Origin of the sequence: Pseudomonas sp. R9.37, assembly GCF_963878885.1 — a bacterium.
In the GTDB taxonomy this organism is placed as follows: domain Bacteria; phylum Pseudomonadota; class Gammaproteobacteria; order Pseudomonadales; family Pseudomonadaceae; genus Aquipseudomonas.
On record NZ_CAWNZA010000022.1, the window covers coordinates 419,210 to 446,179 of the forward strand.

The 26,970-nt window shown below is 61.0% G+C and carries 25 protein-coding genes; all 25 read left to right on the plus strand.

Annotated features, from left to right (window positions below; genetic code table 11):
• Nucleotides 1–93: 93 nt before the first annotated feature.
• The 25 genes from AACU78_RS14150 (at nt 94) to AACU78_RS14270 (ending at nt 26,964) form a co-directional block, all read left to right on the plus strand.
• Complete coding sequence (locus AACU78_RS14150) at nt 94–834, plus strand: flagellar basal body rod protein FlgF (RefSeq protein ID WP_106576442.1); 741 nt, start codon at nt 94–96, stop codon at nt 832–834.
• Nucleotides 835–905: 71 nt separating this feature from the next.
• Complete coding sequence (gene flgG, locus AACU78_RS14155) at nt 906–1,691, plus strand: flagellar basal-body rod protein FlgG (RefSeq protein ID WP_005790105.1); 786 nt, start codon at nt 906–908, stop codon at nt 1,689–1,691.
• Between the two features lie 53 nt (nt 1,692–1,744).
• A complete protein-coding gene (gene flgH, locus AACU78_RS14160) occupies nt 1,745–2,440 on the plus strand; it encodes a flagellar basal body L-ring protein FlgH (protein ID WP_003214607.1) in 696 nt (231 codons plus the stop codon).
• A 27-nt stretch (nt 2,441–2,467) separates the two neighbouring features.
• On the plus strand, nt 2,468–3,556 hold the full coding sequence (locus AACU78_RS14165; RefSeq protein ID WP_106576713.1) for a flagellar basal body P-ring protein FlgI: 1,089 nt from the start codon (nt 2,468–2,470) through the stop codon (nt 3,554–3,556).
• Between the two features lie 3 nt (nt 3,557–3,559).
• Complete coding sequence (gene flgJ, locus AACU78_RS14170) at nt 3,560–4,828, plus strand: flagellar assembly peptidoglycan hydrolase FlgJ (RefSeq protein WP_106576443.1); 1,269 nt, start codon at nt 3,560–3,562, stop codon at nt 4,826–4,828.
• A 10-nt stretch (nt 4,829–4,838) separates the two neighbouring features.
• Nucleotides 4,839–6,875 (plus strand): flagellar hook-associated protein FlgK, encoded by a 2,037-nt coding sequence (gene flgK / locus AACU78_RS14175; protein ID WP_106576444.1) that lies wholly within the window; start codon nt 4,839–4,841, stop codon nt 6,873–6,875.
• A gap of 14 nt (nt 6,876–6,889) precedes the next feature.
• Entirely contained in the window at nt 6,890–8,473 is a 1,584-nt protein-coding gene (locus AACU78_RS14180; RefSeq protein WP_106576445.1) for a flagellar hook-associated protein 3, read from the plus strand.
• 277 nt (nt 8,474–8,750) lie between these two features.
• Nucleotides 8,751–9,680 carry a ketoacyl-ACP synthase III gene (locus tag AACU78_RS14185; RefSeq protein WP_106576446.1) on the plus strand — a complete coding sequence of 310 codons (930 nt, stop codon included), beginning with the start codon at nt 8,751–8,753 and terminating at the stop codon, nt 9,678–9,680.
• 267 nt (nt 9,681–9,947) lie between these two features.
• Nucleotides 9,948–11,393, plus strand: coding sequence for a flagellin N-terminal helical domain-containing protein (locus AACU78_RS14190; protein WP_106576447.1), 1,446 nt, complete (start codon nt 9,948–9,950; stop codon nt 11,391–11,393).
• A 75-nt stretch (nt 11,394–11,468) separates the two neighbouring features.
• Nucleotides 11,469–11,828 carry a flagellar protein FlaG gene (locus tag AACU78_RS14195; protein WP_106576448.1) on the plus strand — a complete coding sequence of 120 codons (360 nt, stop codon included), beginning with the start codon at nt 11,469–11,471 and terminating at the stop codon, nt 11,826–11,828.
• Between the two features lie 80 nt (nt 11,829–11,908).
• Nucleotides 11,909–13,321, plus strand: a complete 1,413-nt coding sequence (gene fliD, locus AACU78_RS14200; RefSeq protein WP_106576449.1) for a flagellar filament capping protein FliD — start codon at nt 11,909–11,911, stop codon at nt 13,319–13,321.
• A gap of 141 nt (nt 13,322–13,462) precedes the next feature.
• On the plus strand, nt 13,463–13,852 hold the full coding sequence (gene fliS, locus AACU78_RS14205; protein WP_106576450.1) for a flagellar export chaperone FliS: 390 nt from the start codon (nt 13,463–13,465) through the stop codon (nt 13,850–13,852).
• Nucleotides 13,853–13,875: 23 nt separating this feature from the next.
• Nucleotides 13,876–14,172, plus strand: a complete 297-nt coding sequence (locus tag AACU78_RS14210) for a flagellar protein FliT (RefSeq protein WP_106576451.1) — start codon at nt 13,876–13,878, stop codon at nt 14,170–14,172.
• A 170-nt stretch (nt 14,173–14,342) separates the two neighbouring features.
• Nucleotides 14,343–15,818, plus strand: coding sequence for a sigma-54 dependent transcriptional regulator (locus tag AACU78_RS14215; RefSeq protein ID WP_071483261.1), 1,476 nt, complete (start codon nt 14,343–14,345; stop codon nt 15,816–15,818).
• Nucleotides 15,819–15,927: 109 nt separating this feature from the next.
• Complete coding sequence (locus AACU78_RS14220; protein ID WP_106576452.1) at nt 15,928–17,139, plus strand: sensor histidine kinase; 1,212 nt, start codon at nt 15,928–15,930, stop codon at nt 17,137–17,139.
• Nucleotides 17,140–17,146: 7 nt separating this feature from the next.
• Nucleotides 17,147–18,526, plus strand: a complete 1,380-nt coding sequence (locus tag AACU78_RS14225) for a sigma-54-dependent transcriptional regulator (RefSeq protein WP_106576453.1) — start codon at nt 17,147–17,149, stop codon at nt 18,524–18,526.
• A gap of 146 nt (nt 18,527–18,672) precedes the next feature.
• Nucleotides 18,673–19,002 (plus strand): flagellar hook-basal body complex protein FliE, encoded by a 330-nt coding sequence (gene fliE, locus AACU78_RS14230; protein ID WP_016972029.1) that lies wholly within the window; start codon nt 18,673–18,675, stop codon nt 19,000–19,002.
• A 16-nt stretch (nt 19,003–19,018) separates the two neighbouring features.
• Nucleotides 19,019–20,794, plus strand: a complete 1,776-nt coding sequence (gene fliF, locus AACU78_RS14235) for a flagellar basal-body MS-ring/collar protein FliF (RefSeq protein ID WP_106576454.1) — start codon at nt 19,019–19,021, stop codon at nt 20,792–20,794.
• On the plus strand, nt 20,787–21,803 hold the full coding sequence (fliG, locus tag AACU78_RS14240; protein WP_106576455.1) for a flagellar motor switch protein FliG: 1,017 nt from the start codon (nt 20,787–20,789) through the stop codon (nt 21,801–21,803). Before fliF ends, fliG begins: the two co-directional genes overlap by 8 nt.
• Nucleotides 21,804–21,813: 10 nt before the next feature.
• Nucleotides 21,814–22,578 (plus strand): flagellar assembly protein FliH, encoded by a 765-nt coding sequence (fliH, locus tag AACU78_RS14245; RefSeq protein WP_106576456.1) that lies wholly within the window; start codon nt 21,814–21,816, stop codon nt 22,576–22,578.
• Nucleotides 22,568–23,926, plus strand: a complete 1,359-nt coding sequence (gene fliI / locus AACU78_RS14250) for a flagellar protein export ATPase FliI (protein ID WP_106576457.1) — start codon at nt 22,568–22,570, stop codon at nt 23,924–23,926. The genes fliH and fliI overlap by 11 nt, the downstream gene beginning before the upstream one ends.
• Nucleotides 23,927–23,929: 3 nt before the next feature.
• Nucleotides 23,930–24,379 (plus strand): flagellar export protein FliJ, encoded by a 450-nt coding sequence (gene fliJ / locus AACU78_RS14255; protein WP_106576458.1) that lies wholly within the window; start codon nt 23,930–23,932, stop codon nt 24,377–24,379.
• A 186-nt stretch (nt 24,380–24,565) separates the two neighbouring features.
• The gene (locus AACU78_RS14260) at nt 24,566–24,871 is read left to right on the plus strand and encodes an STAS domain-containing protein (protein ID WP_106576459.1); all 306 of its coding nucleotides are present in this window, start codon (nt 24,566–24,568) and stop codon (nt 24,869–24,871) included.
• Entirely contained in the window at nt 24,868–26,586 is a 1,719-nt protein-coding gene (locus AACU78_RS14265; protein ID WP_106576460.1) for an ATP-binding SpoIIE family protein phosphatase, read from the plus strand. Before AACU78_RS14260 ends, AACU78_RS14265 begins: the two co-directional genes overlap by 4 nt.
• Before the next feature lie 30 nt (nt 26,587–26,616).
• On the plus strand, nt 26,617–26,964 hold the full coding sequence (locus tag AACU78_RS14270; RefSeq protein ID WP_106576461.1) for an Hpt domain-containing protein: 348 nt from the start codon (nt 26,617–26,619) through the stop codon (nt 26,962–26,964).
• The last annotated feature ends 6 nt before the right edge of the window (nt 26,965–26,970 follow it).

Here is a 26,970-nt window from a genome sequence, read left to right on the forward strand (position 1 = left end):
CTTTTCCTCGTTTTTAAAAGTTGGTTCGCAAATTGCTTAAGCCTCATCAGTACAGCGGTGGGCGGCAAGCGTCCGTCAGAAAGAGGATAGAGCGTGGACAAGTACCTTTATGTGGCAATGACCGGCGCCAGCCAGAATGCACTGGCGCAGAAGGCCCATGCCAACAATCTGGCGAACATCTCCACCAACGGTTTTCAGCGTGACCTGGAGCAGGCGCGTTCGATGCCGGTGTTTGGTGACAGCTTTCCGGCGCGCGCGTTTGCCATGACCGAGCGGCCAGCCACCGACTTCTCCCCGGGCGCCATGATCGAAACCGGTCGTGACCTCGACGTGGCGGTCAGCGGCGACGGTTGGATGGCCGTGCAAACCCCCGATGGCAGTGAAGCCTACGTGCGCAGCGCCAGCATGAATGTGGATGCGCTGGGCGTGCTGCGGGCCGGCAACGGTATGCCGATCATGGGCAACGGTGGCCCGATTGCGGTGCCGCCGCAGCAGAAAATCGAAGTGGGTGCCGACGGCACCATCAGCATCCGCGCCATGGGCGAAGGCCCGCGGGTAATGGCTGAAGTGGACCGCATCAAGTTGGTCCAGCCGGACCTCAAGAACATGACCAAGGGCCTCGACGGCACCATCCACACCAAGGATGGCCAGCCGGCCCAGGCGAACGCCAACGTCACGCTGACGTCGGGCTTCCTGCAGGCAAGCAACGTCAACGCCGTTGAAGAAATGACCGCGGTGCTGTCGCTTTCCAAGCAGTTCGAGCTGCACATCAAGATGATGAACAGCGCCAAGGAAGACGACCAGGCCATGACCCGCGTTCTGGCGATGAGCTGATTGCCGCGTTACTGACCGACTACTAATTTTGCAGCGCAGCGCCAACAAACAGGCGCATGAAGGAGAACAGCATGCTTCCGGCTCTATGGGTTGCCAAAACAGGTTTGTCCGCCCAGGACACCAACCTGACCACCATTTCCAACAACTTGGCGAACGTGTCGACCACGGGCTTCAAACGTGACCGCGCCGAGTTCCAGGACTTGCTCTATCAGATCAAGAAGCAGCCGGGCGCCCAATCGACCCAGGACAGCGAATTGCCGTCGGGCCTGCAACTGGGTACCGGTGTGCAGATCGTTGGCACGCAGAAGAACTTCAGCGCCGGTAACCTGCAGCAAACCGGTCAGCCGTTGGACATGGCCATCAACGGGCGCGGCTTCTTCCAGATCCTGCAACCGGATGGCACCACGTCCTACACCCGTGACGGCACGTTCCACCTCGACTCCAATGGCCAGATCGTCACGGCCAACGGTTTCGCCCTGGAGCCGGCTGTTGTGGTTCCCGCCGACGCCAAGACCTTTACCGTCGGCAACGACGGCACTGTGTCGATCACCGTGGCCGGCAACCCGGCTTCGCAAGTGATCGGCAACCTGCAAACCGCCGACTTCATCAACCCGGCCGGCCTGCAAGCGATGGGTAACAACCTGTTCCTGGAAACCGCCTCCAGCGGCGCGCCGCAAATCGGCACCCCTGGCCTGAACGGTTTTGGCACCACGCTGCAAAGCACCCTGGAAACCTCCAACGTGAGCACGGTTGAGGAGATGGTCAACATGATCACCACCCAGCGCGCCTACGAGATGAACTCCAAGGTGATTTCCACCGCCGACCAGATGCTTTCGTTCGTAACGCAGAATCTGTAATCAAGTCTATGGGGCGCCATCGACGGCGCCTGCAACACCGTGAGGTAAGGGTCATGAATCGCTATGTTTCTGTTCTGGCATTGAGTGGGATCGCCGTGCTCGCGGGCTGTGTCGCCCCGACGCCAAAACCCAATGACCCGTACTACGCGCCGGTGTTGCCACGCACGCCGTTGCCGGCGGCGGCCAACAATGGCTCGATCTACCAGGCCGGTTTCGAACAGAACCTGTACAGCGACCGCAAGGCGTTCCGTGTGGGTGACATCATCACCATCACCCTGAACGAGAAAACCCAGGCCAGCAAAAATGCCAACTCGCAGATCGGCAAGACCAGCAAGACCAGCATTGGCCTGACGTCGCTGTTCGGTGGCGTGCCCAACACCAATAACCCGCTGGGCAGCGGTGACCTGAGCCTGGACGCCGGCTACAGCGGCGACCGCGCCACCAACGGCAAAAGTGCGGCGGGGCAGGGCAACAGCCTGACCGGTTCGATCACCGTGACCGTCGCCGATGTACTGCCCAACGGCATCATCGCCGTACGCGGTGAAAAGTGGATGACCCTCAACACCGGCGACGAGCTGGTGCGCATTGCGGGCATGGTTCGCGCCGATGATATTTCCACCGACAACACCGTGCCGTCGACGCGGATTGCCGATGCGCGCATTACCTACTCGGGTACAGGTTCGTTTGCTGATGCGAGTCAGCCGGGCTGGTTCGACCGTTTCTTCCTTAGCCCGCTGTTCCCTTTCTAGGTGGCCACTTTGAAACTCAAACAGCTGATGGCTGCCGCGTTGTTGCTGGCCTTGAGCACAGGGGCCTTGGCTGAGCGGTTGAAAGACATCGCCAGTATTTCCGGCGTGCGCTCCAACCAACTGATCGGGTACGGTCTGGTGGTGGGGCTTAACGGCACGGGTGACCAAACCACCCAAACCCCGTTCACCCTGCAGACGTTCAACAACATGCTCTCGCAGTTCGGCATCAAGGTGCCGCCGGGTTCGGGCAACGTGCAACTGAAAAACGTCGCGGCCGTGTCCATCAGTGCCGATTTGCCGGCGTTCTCCAAGCCGGGTCAGGTGGTGGACATCACCGTCTCGTCCATCGGTAACTCCAAAAGCCTGCGCGGCGGCACGTTGCTGATGACGCCGCTCAAGGGTATCGACGGCAACGTCTACGCCATCGCCCAGGGCAACCTGGTGGTCGGTGGTTTTGACGCCGAGGGCCGTGACGGTTCGAAGATCACCGTTAACGTGCCATCGGCCGGGCGTATCCCGGGCGGCGCCATGGTGGAACGCACCGTACCCAGCGGCTTCAACCAGGGCAACAGCCTGACCTTGAACCTCAACCGTTCGGACTTCACCACCGCCAAGCGCGTGGTCGACAAGATCAACGACATGCTCGGCCCTGGCGTGGCCCAGGCCATTGACGGCGGCTCGATCCGCGTTACCGCGCCACTGGACCCAAGCCAGCGTGTCGATTACCTGTCGATCCTGGAAAACCTCGAGGTCGATCCAGGCCAGGCGGTGGCCAAGGTCATCATCAATTCGCGTACCGGCACGATCGTGATCGGTCAGAACGTCAAGGTATCGCCGGCGGCCGTGACCCACGGCAGCCTGACCGTGACCATCACCGAAGACCCGATCGTCAGTCAACCTGGGCCTTTGTCCAACGGCCAGACGGCGGTAGTGCCGCGTTCGCGGGTGAATGCTCAGCAAGAAGCCAAGCCGATGTTCAAGTTCGGCCCCGGCACCACGCTGGACGAGATTGTCCGCGCGGTGAACCAGGTGGGCGCAGCCCCAGGCGACTTGATGGCGATCCTCGAAGCGCTGAAACAGGCCGGCGCCTTGCAAGCCGACCTGATAGTGATCTGAGCCATGGTCATGGATATGCGCAAGAGCGGGATCAGCAGCACGGCGGATTCGGGGTCTTACTCCGACCTGAACCGGCTTAACCAGCTCAAGGTCGGCGCCGACAAGAACAGCGAAGGCAACATGCGCAAAGTCGCGCAGGAGTTCGAGTCGCTGTTCCTCAGCGAGATGCTCAAGTCCATGCGTTCGGCCACGGAAGCGCTGGGCAAGGACAACCCGCTGAATACGCCGGCGGCCAAGCAATACCAGGAAATGTACGACCAGCAGTTGGCGGTTTCGATGTCTCGCGAAGGCGGTGGTATTGGCCTGGCCGACGTGCTGATGCGCCAGATGCAGAAGAACAAACCGGTGGACGCCCAGGCGGCCACGTTGCAGGGCCCGGAGGCGGCGCAAGCGCCAGCGAAGAAGGTCGATGTGCCGACTGAAATCGGCGCAGGCACCCAAGCCGAAGGGCCGTTGGGCCGCTCCAACGGCCAGCGTCCGCTGTGGGCCTATCGCGTGGCCGTGCCTGAAGGCGCGAGCGCGCACGCCAATGACATGGAGCTGATGAACCAGCGCCGTATCGCCTTGCCGAGCAAGCTGACTGACCGTCTGTTGGCCGGCATCGTGCCGAACGCGCCGGTCGCCATCGATGCCAAGAGCGCGCCGCTGCGTAACAGCGCCGCCGCCGACAACGTGGTCAACAGCACCGCGCGCAGCATTGCCGTACCGAGCGGGCGCATGCAGGTGTATGGCCGCGCCATCGCCCAGCCACCGCTGGCGCCGGCGAAGAAAGCCTTCAGCTCGCAGGATGAATTTGTCGCCACCATGCTGCCGATGGCCAAGGCGGCCGCCGCGCGCATCGGTGTCGACCCCAAGTACCTGGTGGCCCAGGCCGCGCTGGAAACCGGTTGGGGCAAATCGGTCATGCGCGCCGAGGACGGCAGCAGCAGTCACAACCTGTTCGGCATCAAGGCCGGGCAGAGTTGGCAGGGCGGCCAGGCGCGTGCAATTACCAGCGAGTTTCGTGATGGGTCGATGGTCAAGGAAACGGCGCAATTCCGTTCCTACAACTCCTATCAGGACAGCTTCCACGACCTCGTGACATTGCTGCAAAGCAATGATCGCTATAAAGAAGTTGTGAAGTCAGCCGACAACCCGGAACAGTTTGTGCGCGAGTTGCAAAAAGCCGGATATGCAACCGACCCGGACTACGCCAGCAAGATTTCGCAGATCGCCAAAACGATGAACAGTTACCAGGATTACGCTGCCGCGGGCGCATCCACTCATTTATAAGGTCTGAATCATGAGTTTGCTCAATATCGGGATGTCGGGGCTCAACGCCGCTCAAGGATCGTTGTCGGTCCTGAGTAACAACATTGCCAACGTCAACACCCCGGGATACTCGCGTCAGCAGACCACCCAGAACGCCAGCGCCAACAATCAGTACGGCGGCGTGTACATCGGCAGCGGCACGACCCTGGCGGATGTGCGCCGCATCTATAACGATTTCTTGGGCGCCGCTTACCAGAGCAGCACGGCCCTCAACAGCGACGCCACCGCCTACGCGGGCCAGGCGGCTGCGATTGACAAGACCCTGTCTGACAAGTCCACCGGCATGTCTGCGGTGCTCAGCGCGTTTTTCGCGTCCCTGCAAACCGCGGCAGCGACCCCGAGCGACGTGTCCGCGCGCCAACTGCTGGTGACCAGCGCCCAGACCCTGAGCAACCGCTTCAACGCGATCTCGACTCAGCTGACCCAGCAAAAAGAAAGCATCAACAGTCAACTGAGCACCATGAGTGATCAGGTCAATAAGCTGACGTCGTCGATTGCGTCGCTGAACACGCAAATCGCAACTGCCCAGGGCTCGTCGACTAGTGCGCCGGCCAACCTGCTGGATGCGCGTAACGAGGCGGTGCGTTCGCTCAACGAGCTGATCGGCGTAACGGCCACCGAGAAGAACGGCCAGTTCAGCATCACCACCGGCACCGGCCAGTCGCTGGTAGAAGGCGGTGTGGCCAACACGATTTCGGCCGTGCCGAGCAAAACTGACAACAGCCAGTACACCATTCAGCTCAACATGGGCGACACGCCGATGGACATCGGCAACGTGGTGTCCGGCGGCAGCATCGGCGGCCTGTTGCGCTATCGCAGTGATGCGCTGATACCGGCCATCAACGACCTGGGCCGCATTGCCATTGCCACCGCTGACAGCGTCAACAGCCAGTTGGGCCAGGGCCTGGACCTGAACAGCGATTTCGGTTCGTCGTTGTTCAGCGACATCAACAGCGCCGCGGCCATTGCCCAGCGTAGCCAGGCAGCCTCGGGCAACAGCGCCGGCTCGGGCAACCTGAATGTGACGATTGCCGACAGCAGCAAGCTCTCGACCTTCGACTACAAAGTCACCTTCACCAGCGGCAACCAGTACAACGTGGTGCGCTCCGACGGCAAAGCCATGGGCTCGTTCGACACCACCACCACGCCGCCGCCCGTGATCGACGGCTTCACGTTGGCGCTCGATGGCAAAGGGCCGATGGCTGCCGGTGACAGCTTCAAGGTCAGCCCGACGGCCACCGGGGCCAGCAACATCAGCGTCGACCTCAAGGACCCGAACAAGCTCGCGTTCGCGGCGCCACTGGCCGGCAATGCCAGCACTACCAACACCGGCACCGGCACGTTCACGCCGCCGACATTGACGCTGCCGATCGATATCAACGGTGGCGCTGCCAGCGCGCAGTTGCGCACCGGGATCGAAAACTCGATGCCGGTGAAGATGGTGTTTGGCAAGCCGGCGGCAGACGGCACCCAGTCCTACACAGTGAGCGATGCCCAGGGCAACCCGATCGGCACCGGCAGCATCATTCCGGGCCAGGGCAACAAGGTCTCTATCAGTGTGCCGATGCGTGATGCCAGCGGTACGTTGATTCCAGGCAAGAGCTTCAGTTTCGACACCACCGTGGCGGGCACGCCCGCCAACGGCGACAGCACGACCTTTTCGTTCAACAGTGGCGCCACCTCCGATGGCCGCAACGCTCAGCAATTGCTGGGTTTGCAGACCAAGGCGACGGTCGGTGCGGTGGATGGCAATGCGGGCGTGAGCCTGGTCAGCGCCAACAGCCGGCTGGTGTCCCAAGTCGGTTCCAAGGCCGCCCAGGCCAACACCGACAGCACCGCCACCGGCGCCTTGCTGGCCGCGAACAAGGCGGCCAGCAACTCCGTGTCCCAGGTCAACCTGGACGAGGAGGCGGGCGACATGATCAAGTTCCAGCAGTACTACACCGCGTCGTCGCAGATCATCAAGGCCGCGCAAGAAACCTTCAGCACACTGATCAACGCCCTTTAAAGGAGTCTGGAACGATGCGTATCTCTACACAGCAGTATTTCGACACCAGCTCCGCCAAATATCAGGATAACTATTCGGGTGTGGTGAAGGCTCAGGACCAGGCCAGCTCCGGTGTGCGTGTGCAGACCGCTGCGGATGATCCGGTAGCCGCCGCGCAACTGCTGATGCTGCAACAGCAAAAAGACATGCTGGGCCAGTACAACGGCAACATCACCAGCCTGCAAAACTCGCTGACCAACGAGGAAAGCGTGTTGGCGAGCATCAACACGGCCATGCAAACCGCCAGCGGCCTGGCGTTGCAGGCGGGTAACCTCAAGCTCAGCAACGACGACCGCAAGGCCATCGCCGCTCAGGTTGGCGCGCTCGAAGACCAGGTATTGGGCCTGCTCAACACCAAGGATTCCAGCGGCAACTATATGTTTTCCGGGGCCAAGACCGACACGCCGCCCTACAGCCGTAACAACGATGGCACCTACACCTACCAGGGTGATGAGACGCCGCTGAGCCTGCAAGTGTCGAGCAACTTGACGATTGCGGCGGGCGATACCGGCAAGACGCTGCTGGAAAGCTCCGGCAACACCGGGCGCACTCAGGCGACGATTTTGCCGCCGGCGGTCAACGACGGCAAAGTCGCAATTTCGGCGGGCCTGGTCACCTCGGGCACCGCTTACACGAAGAACTTTGCCGATGGCCAGCCATACAAGCTGACCTTCTCCAGCAGTACCCAATACAGCGTGACCGACAAGGACGGCAACGACGTTACGTCCGAGATCACCGGCAACGGCACATTTGATTCCACCAAGGAAGGCGCGTCCAGCGTCAACCTGCGCGGGGTCAAGTTCGACATCAGCCTGAACCTTGGGTCTGACGTGGCCTCGGGCGCACCGTCTGATGCGCTGGTGGCGGGCAAGGCCTTTACGCTGGAAAGCAAGCCGGACACGTTCAGCAGTTCGCGCACAGCCAGTAATCCGTCTACGGCGCAGTTGACCGGTGGCCGGGTCACGGACCAGGCAGCCTACGCCAGCACCTTTCCGAACTCGGGCGCGGTGATCAAGTTCACCAGCGGCAATGACTACGAGGTGTACGCCCAGCCGTACTCGGCGAACAGCAAGTCGATTGCCACGGGCACCATGGCCACTGGCGCGACGTCGATCACGGCTGCCGGGGTGACCTTCGATGTGAGCGGTGCGCCGGGGGCGGGTGATCAGTTTTCCGTGGGTGCCACCAGCAACAAGAACATGAACGCCCTGGACACGCTGGGCCAACTGCGCAAGGCGCTGGAAACTCCGGCCGATGGCGACCCGGTGGCCATGAACAAGCTCAAGGACGTGATCAATACCTCCATCGGTAACCTGACCAACGCTTCGGCGCAGATTGACCAGGTGCGTGGCTCGATTGGTGCGCGCCAGAACGCGCTGGATATCCAGAGCCAGGAAAATACCAGCCTGGGGCTGGCCAACACCTCCACCATGTCATCGCTGGCGAACGTCGACATGGGCCAGGCGGCCATTGATCTGACATTGCAGCAGACCATGCTGCAGGCTTCGCAGCTGGCGTTTGTGAAGATCTCCCAGTTGAGCCTGTTCAGCCGTATGTAACCGGCGAGCGTACAAGCGGCCCACCCTGGCAACAGGGTGGGCCGTTGTCGTTTCTGGGGGCGGGAATGTTGCAGGGTTTTGCATAAAGCGCACAAAATTGAGTGACCTGTGAGTCATAAAGCGCATCTTCACTGTATCGTGTGAAAAGGATAAGTCGTCGCAGGGTCTTTGCGCGGGGGCTTTCAGCGATATTTTTACGGGGTTATCCCCTTTATTGTCAGCGCTCCCGGCGTAGCCCGAGGGGTGTTATCCAGCTATTTAGTATTGGGAAGCCACAATGATTGGCATAAAAAGCATCGCCAGTTACGTGCCGGCAGACGGGGTTGATAACTACGCCCAGGGCGCCAAATTCGCCAAGGATGAGGATTTCATCATTGGCAAGATCGGTTCGGCGTTCCTGCCGCGCAAGGATGCTGCGCAGGAAACCTCCGACCTGTGCGTCGAGGCGGTCAACGCCTTGTTTGCCAACAACCCTGATTTGAAGCGCGAGTCCATCGACGCGCTGATCGTCGTGACCCAGAACGGCGATGAGGAAGGCTTGCCCCACACGGCCGCCATCGTCCAGGACAAGCTGGGCCTGCCGACCCACGTGGCGGCGTTCGATATCTCGCTGGGTTGCTCGGGCTATGTCTACGGCATCTACGCGATGAAAGGCTTCATGGAAGCCACCGGCCTGAAAAACGGCCTGCTGATCACCGCCGACCCGTATTCGAAGATCGTTGATCCGGAAGACCGCAACACCACCATGCTCTTCGGCGACGCCGCCACCGCCACCTGGATGGGCGAAGATGCCCCGTGGTTGCTCGGCAAGTCGAAGTTCGGCACCGACGGTTCCGGTGCGCCGCACCTTAAGGTCAGCGACGGCGTGTTTTTCATGAATGGCCGCCAGGTGTTCAACTTCGCCCTGCTCAAAGTACCGGCGCATTTGCACGAGCTGCTCAACGAGTCTGAGCTTAAGGCTGACGAGATTGATGCGTTCTGCATTCACCAGGGCAGTGCGGCGATTGTCGACGCCGTGGCGCGACGTTTTGAAGACGCACCGGTGGAGAAATTCATCAAGGACATGGTCGAGACGGGCAATACCGTGTCCTCGAGCATTCCGCTGCTGCTGGAAAAGCACATGATGGATGGCGACTGGAAGCGTGTTGCGATCAGTGGCTTTGGTGTCGGTTTGTCGTGGGGTTCGGCGATTCTCTATCGTCCGTGACCTGCTGATAGCGCCGCACACAAAAACGCCCAGGCTTGAAAAAGCCTGGGCGTTTTTTATTTGGCGCCAGAAAACCCAGCAAATGCGAGGCTTTGGGCTATCGTAAATGCTTGAATTACAAAGGGTGGCCCGTTGCTAGTAAAAAAAATCAAAAAAGTCCTCAAGAGACCTGCATTCACGACGATAACTATTACGAAGGTTCTCTAGGCCACACCCGGCGGTTGCCAGGGCCGGAAGCCGCAGTACACCACCCACGAGGATTTCGTCATGGCTTTAACAGTAAACACTAACCTTGCTTCGTTGAACGTTCAGAACAACCTGAACAAGGCTTCTGGCGCCCTGCAAACTTCCATGCAGCGTCTGTCCTCCGGCCTGCGTATCAACAGCGCCAAAGACGATGCGGCCGGCCTGCAAATCTCCAACCGTCTGACCAGCCAAATCAACGGCCTGGGCGTTGCAATCAAGAACGCCAACGACGGCAGCTCGATTGCTCAGACCGCTGAAGGCGCCATGCAGCAGTCCACCAACATCCTGCAAAGCATGCGTACCCTGGCTCTGCAATCCGCCAACGGCTCGCCAAGCGCTGACGACCGTAAGTCGAACCAGGCTCAATACGCAGCACTGACTGCTGAATTGACCCGTATCGCTACCACCACTACTTTCGGTGGCAAGAACCTGCTGGACGGTTCTTTCGGTACCACTTCGTTCCAGGTCGGCGCCAACGCCAACCAGACCATCGACATGAGCATCGGTAACGTTGCAGCCAACAACATTGGTTCGCAGCAGCTGAAATCCCAAGGCATTACTCCAAGCGCAACTGGCGTTGCTGGCGGCGCACTCACCGTTACCGGTGGCGGCCAGTCCAAGAGCCTGACCATCGCTGCCGGTGCTTCGGCCGGGCAGATCGCTGCGCAAATGAACGGCGCTGTAGGCGGCCTGGCTGCTACCGCCAGCACCGTTGCTCAGTTCACCGTTGACTCCGCTGCCATCGCTGCTGCAACCCCTGCCAGCGCCAACTTCACCTTGAAAGTCGGTAGCGGTGCTGCGGTTCAGTTCACTGGCGTGGTCAAAACTTCTGACCTGGCTGACCAACTGAAGTCCAACGCTGCCAAACTGGGTATCACCGTTAACTACGATTCGACCACTCAAGCGCTGTCGGTCAAGTCCGATACCGGTGAGAACCTGACCTTCAACGCTGGCGACGCCGGTGCTGTTGCTGGTATCAAGGTTGCCACCCTGGATGGTACCGGTACTGCCGGCACTGCCGTTGCACTGGATGCCGGTCCGATCATCGCCACTGGTGCAGTGTCGCTGAACTCCTCCAGCAGCTACTCGCTGAGCGGCGCTGGCGTGACGGGTCTGTTCGCAGCTACCGGTACAGCTGCCAACTCCACCAAAACCACCGTCAACAACACTGACATCACCACTGCTGCCAACGCACAGAACTCGATCGACGTGATCACTCAAGCGATCTCCGACATCGACTCCCAGCGTGCTGGCCTGGGTGCTGTACAAAACCGTTTCGACAACACCGTTGCTAACTTGCAGAGCATCTCGGACAACTCCAGCGCCGCTCGCGGTCAGATCCAGGACGTTGACTACGCTGCAGAAACTGCTCAGCTGACCAAGCAACAAACCCTGCAACAGGCTTCCACTGCGATCCTGTCCCAGGCCAACCAACTGCCATCCGCTGTACTGAAGCTGCTTCAGTAATAGCCATCGGTAGATGACTGACGGAAGGGCGCGTTTACGTGCCCTTTTGTCTTTTGCGTGATGAGGAGATTGGACATGGACATGAGCGTCAAGTTGAACCTGTCTTATCCAGCAGCGGCGCCACAGAGCGCGCCTGCCCCTGTGACAGCCGACCCGCAGAAAACCAAGGTAGACCCCACGGTTGCCACGGGCGAACCCAAGCAAGACTCGAAATCCTCCGACCTTGAACAGGCGGTAACGGATATTCGCAAATTCGTCCAGGCTGCCCAGCGCAACCTGGACTTTTCCATTGATGACTCCACCCATCAGGTGGTGGTCAAGGTCATTGCGACCGACAGTGGCGAGGTCATTCGTCAAATCCCTTCGGAAACGGCATTGAAACTCGCACAAAGCCTTCACGACGCCAGCAGTGTGTTGTTTGACGCCAAAGTCTGAGCTGGCATGAATTTTGTTGCTGTAGCTGCTTTAGGCGTCGTCCGTCAATAAAGCGCCAGCCCCGGATCAGGAGAAGAATCATGGGTGATATATCAGTTAGCGGCCCCGTTACGGGCATTGATACCCAGCAGATCGTGACGGCATTGGTGAACGCGGAACAGGCGCCGAAGCAGTCGCAGATCAACAAGCAGACGCAAACGTCGACTGCCCAGCTGTCCTCGATCGGCAAGATTCAAGCCGCGCTGGATGCCTTCCGTGGTGCCATGGACAACATGACCAAGGACGCCAGTATCGGCGGCCTGACCGCGACGACGTCGGATGCCAACGTGTCTACCGTTACCCTGGGTGCCGGTGCCTCCGCGGGCAGCTACCAGCTGATAGTCAACCAGTTGGCGACCGCCTCGAAGGTTGCTACCCAGAATTATCCAACCGGCGCGAAAACCGTCGTCAATACCGGCACCACCGCGACGACCCTGGAAATTTCCCAGTCAGGTCAGAGTTACGGGGTCAGTGTTCCGCCAGGCGCGACGCTGCAGCAAGTGCGTGACTCGATCAACGCGCAATACAGCAGTGCTGGCCTGAGTGCCAACATTCTGACTGATGCCACCGGTTCTCGCCTGGTGATGACGTCGACCAATACCGGCGCCGGCACGGACATTACCCTGGGGGGTAACTCCGGCCTGGAAGCGGGTTCGTCGGTTGTGGGTGAACCACCGCAAAACGCTAAATACACCATTGACGGCACGGCTCAGGAATCCAAGAGTAATACCCTGACCGAGGCGATCAGTGGTGTGAGTATCAAGTTGACGGCTGTCTCGCCTCTGCCGGCCGGGATCACTGGGGCGCTCCCTGACGGCATGACGCGTGTGGCCTCGACCATTACGGTCACCCGCAGCAACGACACCCTCAAAAGCTCGGTAAAGGGTTTTGTCGACACCTACAACGCCTTGATGACTGCGATGAACACCGAGACTGCAGTGACTAACAACGCGGACGGTTCCACCACGCGCGCTGCGCTGACAGGTGATGCCACCATGCGCTCCCTGCAGACGGCTTTGCGTAGCGAGTTGAACGCGTTGACGGGCACGGGCACTTTGAAGTCTCTGGCCCAATTCGGAGTGAACACTGACTCGGGCACCGGCAAGTTGAGTATTGATGACAAGGTGTTCGGTGCGGCCATCTTGACCAACCCTACCGACATCGGCGGTATTTTCAACGGTGACAATGGCCTGTTGGCGCGCATGAAAACCGCGACCGACAGCTACGCGCTGAGCAACACCGGCGTGCTCGCCACGCGTTCGTCGACGCTGTCGGCCAACATCAAGGACCTGCAGAACCAGCAGGACACCCTGACCGCGCGCATGGCCGCGCTGAAAACCAGCCTGACCGCCAAATACACGACGATGAACAACCTGGTGGCCCAGCTCACCAGCCAGCGTTCCAGTGTCATGAGCACGCTCAACGCGCTGAACAAGTCGTCCTCGGACAGCTGATCCCGATGAAGCCGCCCGGTGGTGAATACCGCCACCGGGTGCCGCCTTCGACCGACTTGCGGGTTAAAGTTTTTTGCGACCCAGTCGACATATTAGTCAGAGCCCATCCAATTTAGCTGTTGCCTGTCACGAGGTAGAAACATGAATCCCATGAGAGCCCTTCGCCAATACCAGAAGGTCAATTCCCATGCCCAGATCTCCGAAGCCAGCCCGCACCGTCTGGTGCAGATGCTGATGGAAGGCGCGTTGGACCGCATGGCTCAGGCCAAGGGCGCCATGGCTCGTGGTGATATCGCGCAAAAAGGCCTGTTACTGGGCAAGGCGATCGACATTCTGATCGGTTTGCGTGACGGCCTGAACCCGGAAAAAACCGATGATCCGGCCGCGTTGCAGCAATTGGATAACCTGTATGCCTACATGACCACACGCTTGCTGGAAGCAAACAGCAAAAGCGATGTCGCCATGATCGACGAAGTAGCCGGCCTGATGATTACGCTCAAGGAAGGCTGGGACGGTATTGCAACACTGTAGGCCTTTGGCCTGAGGATGATGTCATGAGCCACGCCCTGCAACGGATTGACGAGACCCGCGAAGCCCTGGTTGACGCATTGGCACACCGTAACTGGGACGCTATCGGCGAACTGGACATGGGGTGTCGTGCGGTGATCGATGAGGCGCTTAATAATGCGCCGGTGGACGAGGGTGCCCTGCGGGAAAAGCTGGAAAGCTTGCTGGCGGTGTATCAGCAGTTGCTTGAAGTGACGACTGGCGAACGCCAGGCGATTTTCGAAGAGATGTCGCAGATCAACCGAGCGGAAAGCGCGTCAAAGGTTTACCATCTGTTCGGCTGAATGGGCTCAGTTAATCCGAACGGCGCGTCATATATTTGACTGTGCCAGCATTTTTGACTTAACTAGTGCTGTTTTCAGATTTCAGACGTCTAGTAGGGTAAGAAATCTTACAAACGTCTAGATTGCCCTCACTCTGGGGCAGAGCGTTTTACTAGGGAAGTTGCTATTGCATGTGGCGTGAAACCAAAATTCTGCTGATTGATGACGATAGCGTCCGCCGCCGCGATTTAGCGGTAATTTTGAATTTTCTTGGTGAAGAAAATTTGCCCTGCGGTAGCCATGACTGGCAGCAGGCGGTCAGCTCTTTATCGTCGAGCCGTGAAGTCATCTGTGTGTTGATCGGGACGGTAAACGCTCCTGGCGCAGTTCTGGGCTTGTTAAAGACACTGTCAACCTGGGATGAGTTCCTTCCGGTGTTGCTGATGGGCGATATTTCTTCCGTGGACCTTCCGGAAGACCAGCGCCGCCGCGTGCTCTCCACCCTGGAAATGCCGCCCAGCTACAGCAAATTGCTCGATTCCCTGCACCGTGCCCAGGTCTACCGCGAGATGTATGACCAGGCTCGCGAGCGCGGTCGTCATCGCGAACCCAACCTGTTTCGCAGCCTTGTCGGCACCAGCCGTGCGATCCAGCACGTGCGCCAGATGATGCAGCAAGTGGCCGATACCGACGCCAGCGTATTGATCCTCGGCGAGTCCGGTACCGGCAAGGAAGTGGTCGCACGCAACCTGCACTATCACTCCAAACGCCGCGACGGGCCTTTCGTGCCGGTCAACTGCGGGGCAATCCCGGCAGAATTGCTCGAAAGCGAGCTGTTCGGCCACGAGAAGGGCGCCTTTACCGGGGCGATCACCAGCCGTGCCGGGCGTTTCGAGCTGGCCAATGGCGGCACCCTGTTTCTTGACGAAATCGGCGACATGCCGCTGCCGATGCAGGTCAAGCTGTTGCGCGTGTTGCAGGAACGCACCTTCGAGCGCGTGGGCAGCAACAAGACCCAGAGCGTCGACGTGCGCATTATCGCGGCCACGCACAAAAACCTCGAAAGCATGATCGAGGTCGGCAGCTTCCGCGAAGACTTGTACTACCGCCTCAACGTATTTCCTATCGAGATGGCTCCGCTGCGCGAGCGCGTGGAAGACATCCCGCTGCTGATGAACGAACTGATTTCGCGCATGGAGCACGAAAAGCGCGGCTCGATTCGCTTCAACTCCGCCGCGATCATGTCCCTGTGCCGTCACGGCTGGCCGGGCAACGTCCGCGAGCTGGCCAACCTGGTCGAGCGCATGGCTATCATGCACCCGTACGGGGTGATTGGCGTGGTCGAGCTGCCAAAGAAATTCCGCTACGTCGACGACGAAGACGAGCAGTTGGTCGACAGCCTGCGCAGCGACCTGGAAGAGCGCGTGGCCATCAACGGCCATACGCCGGACTTCGGTTCCACCGCCATGCTGCCGCCCGAAGGCCTGGACTTGAAAGACTACCTCGGTAGCCTCGAACAAGGCCTGATCCAGCAGGCGCTGGACGATGCCAATGGCATTGTCGCGCGCGCCGCCGAGCGCCTGCGCATCCGTCGCACCACCCTGGTGGAGAAGATGCGCAAGTACGGCATGAGCCGTCGCGAAGGTGATGAACAGGCGGATGATTGACGCCTGTTTTTTAACTGACTGATATATAGGTCTATTTTTTTCGGCACGGGTATTGCTACAGCCCTCGCAACGTTCCGTTTAACTGACGGTCAGCCAGCGAGAGAGCATGATGCCCCACGCCGCCAAACTTTCTTCAGCCCCTGCTATTCCTGGGCTGGTTCCGTGCGCAGAGCCGTTGACCCGGCAGGGTCTTGAACAGGCGTTCTCGCAATTCAACCAGATGTCGAGCCAGCTGACCGACTCCTACAGTCTGCTGGAGGCGCGGGTCTCCGAGCTTAAAGGCGAGCTGGCAGTGGTCAGCGCCCAGCGCATGCAAGAGCTGGCCGAGAAAGAGCGTCTGGCCAACCGTCTACAAAACCTCCTCGACCTGTTGCCCGGCGGCGTAATCGTCATCGATGAAATGGGCCGTGTCCGCGAAGCCAACCCGGCCGCGCGTGACTTGCTGGGCGAGCCGTTGGAAGGCGAGCTGTGGCGCCACGTGATTACACGCTGCTTTGCGCCACGCGAAGACGACGGCCATGAAATTTCCCTCAAGGATGGCCGGCGCCTGTCCATCGCCACCCGTTCCCTGGACGCCGAGCCCGGCCAACTGGTGCTGCTCAACGACCTGACTGAAACCCGTCACTTGCAAGACCAGTTGGCGCGCCATGAGCGTTTGTCGTCGCTGGGGCGGATGGTCGCTTCTTTGGCGCATCAGATCCGCACGCCATTGTCGGCAGCGTTGATCTACGCCAGTCATTTGACTGATGAGCGACTGCCAGCCGCCACCCACCAGCGATTTGCCGGGCGCCTCAAGGAGCGCCTGCATGAATTGGAGCATCAGGTGCGCGACATGCTGGTGTTTGCCCGCGGCGAATTGCCGCTGACCGACCGCGTCACGCCATCGGCGCTGATGCAGTCGCTGCAAGCGGCAGCCGCCACGCATATCCAGGACGTCAATGTGCGCTGGCAGTGCGACAGCCACTTGGGCGAGTTGCTGTGCAACCGCGACACGCTGGTCGGCGCCTTGCTCAACTTGATCGAAAACGCCACCCAGGCCAGCGGCCCGGGTGCGCGGCTCAAAGTGCACCTCTATACCCGCGACCAAACCCTGCGCCTGTGCATCAGCGACAGCGGCAGCGGCATCGACCCGGTTGTGCTGCAACGCCTGGGCGAACCCTTTTTTACCACCAAGACCAACGGGACGGGCCTGGGCCTGACCGTGGTCAAGGCAGTGGCGCGTGCACATCAGGGAGAATTGCAACTGCACTCCCGGTTGGGGCGTGGCACCTGTGCATTGATGACCTTGCCGCTGTTTTCCAGCGCGGCAAGCGCGGAGTAAAAGGACTATGGCTATCAAGGTTTTATTGGTCGAAGACGACCGCGCCCTGCGTGAAGCATTGGCTGACACGCTGCTGTTGGCGGGCCATGACTACCGCGCGGTCGGTTCTGCCGAGGATGCCTTGGAGGCCGTTGAACAAGAGTCCTTCAGTCTGGTGGTCAGTGATGTGAACATGCCTGGCATGGACGGCCACCAGTTGCTTGGCCTGTTGCGCGCACGCCAGCCGCAACTGCCGGTGCTGCTGATGACGGCGCATGGCGCCGTCGAGCGGGCGGTGGACGCCATGCGCCAAGGGGCGGCGGATTACCTGGTCAAACCCTTCGAGCCCAAGGCGCTGATCGAGCTGGTCGCTCGGCATGCGCTGGGCGTGGTGTCGAATGCCGAGGGTGAAGGCCCGATTGCCTTCGAGCCGGCCAGCGCGCAGTTGCTGGAACTGGCAGCCCGGGTGGCGCGCAGCGATTCGACCGTGTTGATTTCCGGCGAGTCCGGCACCGGTAAAGAAGTGTTGGCGCGTTACATTCACCAGCAGTCGGGCCGCGCCAAACAACCGTTTATTGCGATCAACTGCGCGGCGATTCCCGACAACATGCTCGAAGCCACGCTGTTCGGCCATGAAAAGGGCTCGTTCACCGGCGCTATCGCGGCGCAGGCCGGCAAGTTCGAACAGGCCGACGGTGGCACCATCCTGCTCGACGAAATTTCGGAAATGCCCCTGGGCCTGCAAGCCAAGCTGCTGCGGGTGCTGCAGGAGCGCGAAGTCGAGCGCGTCGGTGCGCGCAAGCCCATCCAGCTGGACATCCGCGTGGTCGCCACCACCAACCGCGACCTCGCGGGTGAAGTGGCGGCAGGGCGCTTTCGTGAAGATTTGTTCTACCGGCTCTCGGTGTTCCCGCTGGCCTGGCGCCCGTTGCGTGAGCGCCCGGCGGACATCATTCCGTTGGCCGAGCGCTTGCTGAACAACCACGTCAAAAAAATGAAGCATGCCCAGGCGCGGCTGTCGGCCGAAGCCCAGGCCTGCCTGATCGGCTACCCATGGCCTGGCAATGTGCGGGAGCTGGACAATGCCATCCAGCGCGCGCTGATTTTGCAGCAGGGCGGGTTGATTCAGCCGCAGGACTTCTGCCTGGCCATGGGCAGTGGCGCGGCGCCGTTGCCGAGCCTGGCGCCGGCACCGGTGGTCGTGGCTGAAGCCGAGTCTGGCGGCGCCCTGGGCGACGACCTGCGTCGCCGCGAATTCCAGATGATCATCGACACCCTGCGTGCCGAACGCGGCCGCCGCAAGGAAGCCGCCGAGCGCCTGGGCATCAGCCCGCGCACCTTGCGCTACAAGCTGGCGCAGATGCGCGATGCGGGGATGGATGTCGAAGCCTACCTGTTCGCGACCTGACAAATCGCTGTCTTAGAAATACTCAGGCTGACAGGGTTTGTCGCCTTTTCTTACGAATAGCCACGGAGCTGGCACCCTTGTTGCTACCACCCCTAGTAACCGCTGCGTAGTGTCAAAAAATTGCGGGTCGTCGGAGAGAGAAGGTCATGAGCCAGGGTATTGAGTTCAATCGGTTGATGTTGGATATGCGCTCCATGCAAATGGATGCCATGGCTCAACCGAAATCCGTCGCGCCAGCGCCGGAATTGGGCCAAAGCAGTTTTGCCGACATGCTCGGTCAGGCAATCAACAAAGTCAGTGATACCCAGCAAGCCTCGAATCAGTTGGCTACCGCCTTCGAGATCGGCAAAAGCGGCGTGGACCTCACCGATGTGATGGTCGCTTCGCAAAAGGCCAGCGTTTCCTTTCAGGCCTTGACTCAAGTGCGTAACAAGTTGGTTCAGGCTTATCAAGACATCATGCAGATGCCGGTTTAAGGACGAGATTTAAGTCATGGCAGAAGCAGTCGTGGACAACGTACCCGCCAAGGCAGACGGCAAGCCGCCGCTGTTTGGCCTGTCGTTCCTGGAAAACCTTTCCGAAATGACCATGTTGCGTCAGGTGGGCCTGATGGTCGGCCTGGCTGCCAGCGTGGCGATTGGTTTTGCCGTGGTGCTGTGGTCGCAGCAACCTGATTACCGCCCGTTGTACGGCAGCCTGGCCGGGATGGATTCCAAGCAGATCATGGAAACCCTGGCCGCCGCCGACATCGCCTACACCGTGGAGCCCAATTCCGGGGCCTTGCTGGTCAAGGCCGATGACGTGGCGCGTGCGCGCATGAAGCTGGCGGCCGCCGGCGTTACGCCGTCCGACAGCAATATCGGTTTTGAAATTCTCGACAAGGACCAGGGCCTGGGCACCAGCCAGTTCATGGAAGCCACGCGCTACCGTCGTGGCCTGGAAGGCGAACTGGCACGCACCATCTCAAGCTTGAATAACGTCAAGGGTGCCCGCGTGCACCTGGCGATTCCGAAAAGCTCGGTGTTCGTGCGCGACGAGCGCAAGCCAAGCGCCTCGGTATTGGTCGAGCTGTTTTCCGGCCGCTCCCTGGAGCCTGGCCAGGTCCTGGCGATCATCAACCTGGTGGCCACCAGCGTTCCTGAGTTGAGCAAGTCGCAAATCACCGTGGTGGACCAGAAGGGCAACCTGCTGTCCGACCAGGCCGAGAACTCCGCGCTGACCCAGGCCGGCAAGCAGTTCGACTACAGCCGCCGCATGGAAAGCATGCTCACTCAGCGTGTGCATAACATTCTGCAGCCGGTGCTGGGCAACGACCGCTATAAAGCTGAGGTGTCTGCCGACGTGGACTTCAGCGCCGTCGAGTCGACCTCCGAGCAGTTCAACCCGGACCAGCCGGCGCTGCGCAGCGAGCAATCGACCAGCGAACAACGCACCGCCAGCAATGGCCCGCAAGGTGTGCCGGGTGCCCTGAGCAACCAGCCACCGGCCCCGGCCACGGCGCCGCAAACCACTGGTGGCGCGGCCGCGACGGCGGCTGCGATTCAGCCTGGTCAGCCACTGTTGGACGCCAACGGCCAGCAGATCATGGACCCGGCCACCGGCCAGCCGATGCTCGCGCCGTACCCGGCGGACAAGCGTAACCAGTCCACCAAGAACTTCGAACTCGACCGTTCCATCAGCCACACCAAGCAGCAGCAGGGCAAAATCAATCGCCTGTCGGTGTCGGTGGTGGTCGATGATCAGGTCAAGGTCAATGCCGCTGACGGCGCCGTCACCCGTGCGCCATGGAGCGCCGACGAATTGGCGCGCTTCACCCGCCTGGTGCAGGACGCCGTCGGTTTCGACGCCAGCCGTGGCGACAGCGTCAGTGTGATCAACATGCCGTTCTCCGCCGAGCGCGGCGAAGTGATCGCCGACCCGGCGTTCTACACGCAGCCGTGGTTCTGGGACATCGTCAAGCAAGTGCTGGGTGTGTTGTTCATCCTGGTGCTGGTATTCGGCGTGCTGCGCCCGGTGCTCAACAACATCACCGGCCATGGCAAGAAGCAGCTGGCATTGGCTGGCAGTGACGTCGAGCTGGGTGGCATGGGCGGCCTGGACGGCGAACTGGCCAACGACCGCGTCAGCCTTGGCGGCCCGCAAAGCATCCTGTTGCCAAGCCCGAGCGAAGGCTATGACGCGCAGTTGAACGCAATCAAGAGTCTGGTAGCAGAAGACCCGGGCCGTGTGGCTCAGGTCGTGAAAGAGTGGATTAACGCAGATGAATGATCGAGCCGCTGTTGCCAAGCTCACCAAAGTCGACAAAGCCGCCGTGTTGCTGCTGTCTTTGGGTGAGACCGACGCCGCACAAGTGCTGCGCCACATGGGCCCCAAAGAGGTTCAGCGCGTAGGCGTGGCCATGGCGCAAATGCGCAATGTGCACCGTGAGCAAGTCGAGCAGGTGATGAGCGAGTTCGTCGAGATCGTCGGCGACCAGACCAGCCTGGGCGTCGGCTCCGACAGCTACATTCGCAAGATGCTCACCTCGGCGCTGGGCGAAGACAAGGCCAACGGCCTGATCGACCGCATCCTGCTGGGTGGCAACACCAGTGGCCTGGACAGCCTCAAATGGATGGAGCCGCGCGCCGTTGCCGACGTGATCCGCTACGAGCACCCACAGATCCAGGCCATCGTCGTCGCCTACCTGGACCCGGATCAGGCCGGTGAAGTACTCGGCCACTTCGACCATAAAGTGCGCCTGGACATCATCCTGCGCGTGTCGTCGCTGAACACGGTGCAGCCGGCGGCATTGAAAGAACTCAACACCATCCTCGAGAAGCAGTTCTCGGGCAACTCGAATGCCTCGCGTACCACCTTGGGTGGCATCAAGCGCGCGGCCGATATCATGAACTTCCTCGACAGCTCGGTCGAAGGCCAGTTGATGGACTCGATCCGCGAGATCGACGACACCCTGTCCGGCCAGATCGAAGACCTCATGTTCGTGTTCAACAACCTCTCCGATGTCGACGACCGTGGCATCCAGGCGTTGCTGCGCGAAGTGTCTTCCGACGTACTGGTGCTGGCCCTCAAGGGGTCGGACGAAAACGTCAAAGAGAAGATCTTCAAGAACATGTCCAAGCGCGCCTCCGAGCTGTTGCGTGACGACCTGGAAGCCAAGGGCCCGGTGCGTGTCAGCGACGTGGAAACCGCCCAGAAGGAAATCCTCACCATTGCCCGCCGTATGGCCGAAGCCGGAGAAATCGTTCTCGGCGGGAAGGGCGGCGAAGAAATGATCTAAGGCGCCTCCCATGTCGAACAAAGATGAGACGCCCAGCGATCTGATTCGCGCACGGGATGTCGGCGGGTTCGACATCTGGTCGTTGCCCAGTTTCGATCCGCATGTGCCGGAACCTGAGCCAGAGCCGGTGATTGAAACACCGGCCGAAATGGAAGAAGTGCCGCTGGATGAAGTCCAGCCACTGACCCTCGAAGAATTGGAAGCCATCCGCCAGGAGGCCTACAACGAGGGCTTCGCGGCGGGTGAAAAAGACGGTTTTCGCAGCACCACCCTCAAAGTCCGCCAAGAAGCCGAGGAGGCGCTGAGCGTCAAGCTCGCCAGCCTGGAGCGCTTGATGGGCAACCTGTTCGACCCGATCGCCGAACAGGATTCGCAGTTGGAAAAATCCATGGTCGGGCTGGTCGAGCACATCGCGCGCCAAGTGATCCAGCGCGAGCTGGTGCTTGATTCCAGCCACATCGAAAGCGTGATGCGCGAAGCCCTCAAGCTGCTGCCATTGGGCGTCGGCAATGTGCGGCTGTACATCAATCCGCAGGATTTCGAACAGGTCAAAGCCCTGCGCGAGCGCCATGAAGAAACCTGGCGTATTGTCGAGGACGCGGCGCTGCTGCCCGGTGGTTGCCGTGTCGAAACCGAGCACAGCCGCATCGATGCCACGGTGGAAACCCGCATCAGCCAGATCATGGCGAAAATGTTCGATCAATTGCATGAACAGTCCCTGCACCCGGCCGAGCCTGATATGAGCGTGGACCTGGACGCCGCCGATGCGCCTTGAACGCACCAGCTTCGCCAAGCGCCTGAGCGGCTACACCGAAGCCACCGAACTGCCCGGCCAGCCGATCCTCGAAGGGCGCCTGCTGCGCATGGTCGGCCTGACCCTTGAAGCCGAAGGCCTGCGTGCCGCCATGGGCAGCCGCTGCCTGGTGATCAACGACGACAGCTACCACCCGGTGCAGGTCGAAGCCGAAGTGATGGGCTTTTCCGGCAGCAAGATTTTCCTGATGCCGGTCGGCAGCCTGGCGGGCATCGCCCCCGGCGCCCGCGTGGTGCCACTGGCCGATACCGGCCGCCTGCCGATGGGCATGAGCATGCTCGGCCGCGTGCTGGACGGCGCCGGTCGCGCGTTGGACGGCAAAGGCGGCATGAAGGCCGAAGACTGGGTGCCGATGGATGGCCCGACCATCAACCCGCTCAACCGCAACCCGATCAGCGTGCCGCTGGACGTGGGCATTCGCAGCATCAACGGTTTATTGACGGTCGGCCGCGGCCAGCGTCTGGGCCTGTTTGCCGGTACCGGCGTGGGTAAGTCGGTGTTGCTCGGCATGATGACGCGCTTTACCGAGGCCGACATTATCGTGGTCGGGCTGATCGGCGAGCGGGGCCGTGAAGTCAAGGAATTCATCGAGCACAGCCTCGGTGAAGAAGGCCTCAAGCGTTCCGTCGTCGTCGCCTCGCCTGCGGACGATGCGCCGCTGATGCGTTTGCGCGCGGCCATGTACTGCACACGCATTGCCGAATATTTTCGCGACAAGGGCAAGAATGTCCTGTTGCTGATGGACTCGCTCACGCGCTTCGCCCAGGCCCAGCGGGAAATCGCCCTGGCCATCGGCGAACCGCCGGCCACCAAAGGCTACCCGCCGTCAGTGTTCGCCAAGCTGCCCAAGCTGGTTGAACGCGCCGGTAATGCCGAGGCCGGCGGCGGTTCGATCACGGCGTTCTACACCGTGTTGTCCGAAGGCGATGACCAGCAAGACCCGATTGCCGACTCGGCGCGCGGCGTGCTCGACGGCCACATCGTGCTGTCGCGGCGTTTGGCCGAAGAAGGGCACTACCCGGCCATCGATATCGAAGCGTCGATCAGCCGGGTGATGCCGGCGGTGGTGACGCCGGAGCACATGGCCCGCGCGCAGCATTTCAAGCAACTGTGGTCGCGCTATCAGCAAAGCCGCGACTTGATCAGCGTGGGCGCCTACGTGGCCGGCGGTGATCGCGAAACCGACCTGGCGATTGCCCTGCAACCGCAGCTGGTGACCTACCTGCGCCAGGGTCTCAACGACAAGATCAGCATGGGCGAAAGCGAAGCGCACCTGGGCTCGATCTTTGCCCCGGCGCCAGGCGGTTAAGCCATGGCCAGCACCCGTTCCTCGCGCCTGGCGCCAGTGGTGGACATGGCGGAGAAGGCCGAAAAAACCGCCGCGCAACGCCTGGGCTACTTTCAGGGGCAGGTGCGCCTGGCGGAAAGCAAGCTCGGCGACCTGGAGCGCTTTCGCGGCGAATACCAGCAGCAATGGATCGAGCGCGGCAGCAAGGGCGTTTCCGGCCAATGGCTGATGGGTTACCAGGGTTTCCTCAACCAGCTGGAAACCGCCGTAGGCCAACAGCGCCAGAGCCTGGCCTGGCACCAGAACAACCTCGATAAAGCCCGCGAGGCGTGGCAGGCGGCGTTTGCCCGGGTCGAAGGTTTGCGCAAGCTGGTGCAGCGCTACATCGATGAAGCGCGGGCGATTGAAGACAAGCGCGAACAAAAGCTGCTCGACGAGCTGTCACAGCGACTACCGCGCCAATCACAGTACTAACGGCCACCACCGGCCCACTGTGGGAGCCGGGCTTGCCCGCGAGGCAGACACCGAGGTGGATCAGGCATACCGCAGTGATGCTATCGCAGGCAAGCCAGCCCCCCCACATTTGATTGGCTGTGTTGCCCATACCCCGATCACCTGCTAAACCTTGTTGCACATTGCCAATGACAAGGAAGCAGTCGCATGTCAGTCGTGTCAGAAGTGTCCCTGGACGGGAAAAAATTGACGATTACCGTCAAAGGGCGATTCGATTTCGGTAGCCACCAGGCCTTTCGTGATGCCTACGAGCGGTTCTACAAGGTGCCCGAGGTCTACGTGGTGGACCTCAAAGACACCACCTACATGGACAGCTCGGCCCTGGGCATGTTGCTGCTGTTGCGTGACCATGCCGGTGGCGACAATGCCGAAGTCCAGGTGATCAACAGCAACTCCGATGTGCGCAAGATCCTCGCCATTTCCAACTTTGACAAACTGTTCGATCTCAGTTGAGCAGCCTGGCCCCGGTCCTGGAACCGCTGACCATCCTGATCGCCGAAGACAGCGCTGCCGACTTGCTGTTGCTGTCGACCATCATTCGGCGTCAGGGGCATCAAGTACTCACCGCCACCAACGGCGCGCAAGCGGTCGAGCTGTTTACCCGCGAGCGCCCGCAACTGGTGTTGATGGACGCGTTGATGCCGGTGATGGACGGCTTTGAAGCCGCGCGGCGCATCAAGCAGCTTGCCGGTGAGGCGCTGGTTCCGATCATCTTCCTGACCTCGCTGCGCGAAAGCGAGGCGCTGGCCCAGTGCCTGGACGCGGGCGGCGATGACTTCCTGCCCAAGCCCTACAACCAGTTGATCCTGGCAGCGAAAATCAACGCCATGGACCGCCTGCGCCGGCTGCAGGCCACGGTCTTGCAGCAGCGTGACCAGATTGCCAGGCACCACGACTACCTGCTGCACGAGCAGCGCGCGGCCAAGGCGGTGTTCGATAAGGTGGCGCATTCGGGCTGCATCAATGCGGCGCCGAACATTCGTTACCTGCAATCGCCCTACGCCCTGTTCAATGGCGACCTGCTGCTGGCGGCGTACACACCCTCCGGCGACATGCATGTTTTGCTCGGCGACTTCACCGGCCATGGCCTGCCGGCCGCCGTGGGGGCCATGCCCCTGGCGGAAGTGTTCTACGGCATGACCGCCAAGGGCTACGGCCTGGCGCAGACCCTGCGCGAGATGAACGCCAAGCTCAAACGCATCCTGCCGGTGGACATGTTCTGCTGCGCCACGCTGCTGTGTCTGAGCGCCCAGCGGCGCGTGGTGGAGGTGTGGAACGGCGGGATGCCCGAAGGCTATGTGCATGAAGTCGCCACGGGCAAGCGCACGCCGCTGGTGTCGCGGCACCTGCCACTGGGTGTGTTGTCGGCACAGGCGTTCGATGACGGCACCGAGGTCTGGCCCATGGCGCTGGGCGATCGGGTGTTTTTGCTCTCCGACGGCGTGCTCGACACGGCTGACACCAATGACCAGCTGTTTGGCGCCGAGCGCTTGCAGCAGGTGTTCGCGGCCAACCGCGAGCCCGACCGGTTATTCGAAGACATCGAGCGGGCGCTGGCGGCGTTTCGCGGCCAGGCGCGCGATGACGTCAGCATGGTGGAAATCACCTTGCAGGCCGGCCAGCCGTTGCGCGCGGCCGAGCCCGTCTACGCCGACAGCGGGCAGTCGTGCCCGCTGGATTGGTCGGTGAGTTTCGAATTCCGTGCGCAGACCCTCAAAAGCTACAACCCGCTGCCGTATCTGCTGCAGTTGCTGCTGGAGATTCACGGTCTGCGCGGGCAGAGCGGGGCGCTTTACAGTGTGATGGCCGAGTTGTATTCCAACGCGCTGGAGCATGGTGTGCTGGAGTTGGATTCGCGCCTCAAGCGAGATGCCCAGGGGTTCGCCGACTATTACCGCCAGCGCAATGAGCGGCTGGGGCAGTTGAACAGCGGTTACGTGCGGGTGCATGTGCAGGTGGTGCCGACCGCCACGGGCGGCAAAATGACGCTGCGCATTGAGGACAGCGGTCCGGGGTTTGACGTGGAACAGGTGCTGGCGCGGCCGATGGATGTCGACCGTCTGTCTGGCCGCGGCTTGAGCCTGGTGCGCCAGTTGAGCAGCGATGTACGCTGGTCCGATGGCGGGCGCAGTGTGTGCGTGGAGTTTTGCTGGGGGGCTCTGGCATAATCCGCCGATTCTTGATCAAGGAGCGAACAAGTGGCTGAGATTCATCTGGACCCCGATGTGTTGTCGGGTTTGCAGGAAGTGATGGAAGGCGAGTACCCGAAACTGCTGGATACCTTCCTTGACGATTCGCAGAAGCGTGTCGAAGCGTTGCGCAAGGCTCGCGACGATGCCAAGGCGCTGGGACGGATCGCGCATAGCTTCAAGGGCAGCAGCGGTAACCTGGGGGCGGTGCGGTTGGCAGAACTTTGCCGCCGGCTCGAAGACGGCTCTGCGCAACTGACACGCGTGGACCTGGATGAACTGGTAGACGAAATCGACCAGGAGTTCGCGCTGGTTCGGCCTTTGTACGAACACGAGCGTCAGCGTTTTCAGCTGTGATTGAGG

Coding starts and splice junctions, on each gene's coding strand:
- flgG (WP_005790105.1), top strand. CDS start 906: ATGCTTCCGGCTCTATGGGTTGCCAAAACAGGTTTGTCCGCCCAGGAC.
- flgH (WP_003214607.1), top strand. CDS start 1,745: ATGAATCGCTATGTTTCTGTTCTGGCATTGAGTGGGATCGCCGTGCTC.
- AACU78_RS14165 (WP_106576713.1), top strand. CDS start 2,468: ATGGCTGCCGCGTTGTTGCTGGCCTTGAGCACAGGGGCCTTGGCTGAG.
- flgJ (WP_106576443.1), top strand. CDS start 3,560: ATGGTCATGGATATGCGCAAGAGCGGGATCAGCAGCACGGCGGATTCG.
- flgK (WP_106576444.1), top strand. CDS start 4,839: ATGAGTTTGCTCAATATCGGGATGTCGGGGCTCAACGCCGCTCAAGGA.
- AACU78_RS14180 (WP_106576445.1), top strand. CDS start 6,890: ATGCGTATCTCTACACAGCAGTATTTCGACACCAGCTCCGCCAAATAT.
- AACU78_RS14185 (WP_106576446.1), top strand. CDS start 8,751: ATGATTGGCATAAAAAGCATCGCCAGTTACGTGCCGGCAGACGGGGTT.
- AACU78_RS14190 (WP_106576447.1), top strand. CDS start 9,948: ATGGCTTTAACAGTAAACACTAACCTTGCTTCGTTGAACGTTCAGAAC.
- AACU78_RS14195 (WP_106576448.1), top strand. CDS start 11,469: ATGGACATGAGCGTCAAGTTGAACCTGTCTTATCCAGCAGCGGCGCCA.
- fliD (WP_106576449.1), top strand. CDS start 11,909: ATGGGTGATATATCAGTTAGCGGCCCCGTTACGGGCATTGATACCCAG.
- fliS (WP_106576450.1), top strand. CDS start 13,463: ATGAATCCCATGAGAGCCCTTCGCCAATACCAGAAGGTCAATTCCCAT.
- AACU78_RS14210 (WP_106576451.1), top strand. CDS start 13,876: ATGAGCCACGCCCTGCAACGGATTGACGAGACCCGCGAAGCCCTGGTT.
- AACU78_RS14215 (WP_071483261.1), top strand. CDS start 14,343: ATGTGGCGTGAAACCAAAATTCTGCTGATTGATGACGATAGCGTCCGC.
- AACU78_RS14220 (WP_106576452.1), top strand. CDS start 15,928: ATGCCCCACGCCGCCAAACTTTCTTCAGCCCCTGCTATTCCTGGGCTG.
- AACU78_RS14225 (WP_106576453.1), top strand. CDS start 17,147: ATGGCTATCAAGGTTTTATTGGTCGAAGACGACCGCGCCCTGCGTGAA.
- fliE (WP_016972029.1), top strand. CDS start 18,673: ATGAGCCAGGGTATTGAGTTCAATCGGTTGATGTTGGATATGCGCTCC.
- fliF (WP_106576454.1), top strand. CDS start 19,019: ATGGCAGAAGCAGTCGTGGACAACGTACCCGCCAAGGCAGACGGCAAG.
- fliG (WP_106576455.1), top strand. CDS start 20,787: ATGAATGATCGAGCCGCTGTTGCCAAGCTCACCAAAGTCGACAAAGCC.
- fliH (WP_106576456.1), top strand. CDS start 21,814: ATGTCGAACAAAGATGAGACGCCCAGCGATCTGATTCGCGCACGGGAT.
- fliI (WP_106576457.1), top strand. CDS start 22,568: ATGCGCCTTGAACGCACCAGCTTCGCCAAGCGCCTGAGCGGCTACACC.
- fliJ (WP_106576458.1), top strand. CDS start 23,930: ATGGCCAGCACCCGTTCCTCGCGCCTGGCGCCAGTGGTGGACATGGCG.
- AACU78_RS14260 (WP_106576459.1), top strand. CDS start 24,566: ATGTCAGTCGTGTCAGAAGTGTCCCTGGACGGGAAAAAATTGACGATT.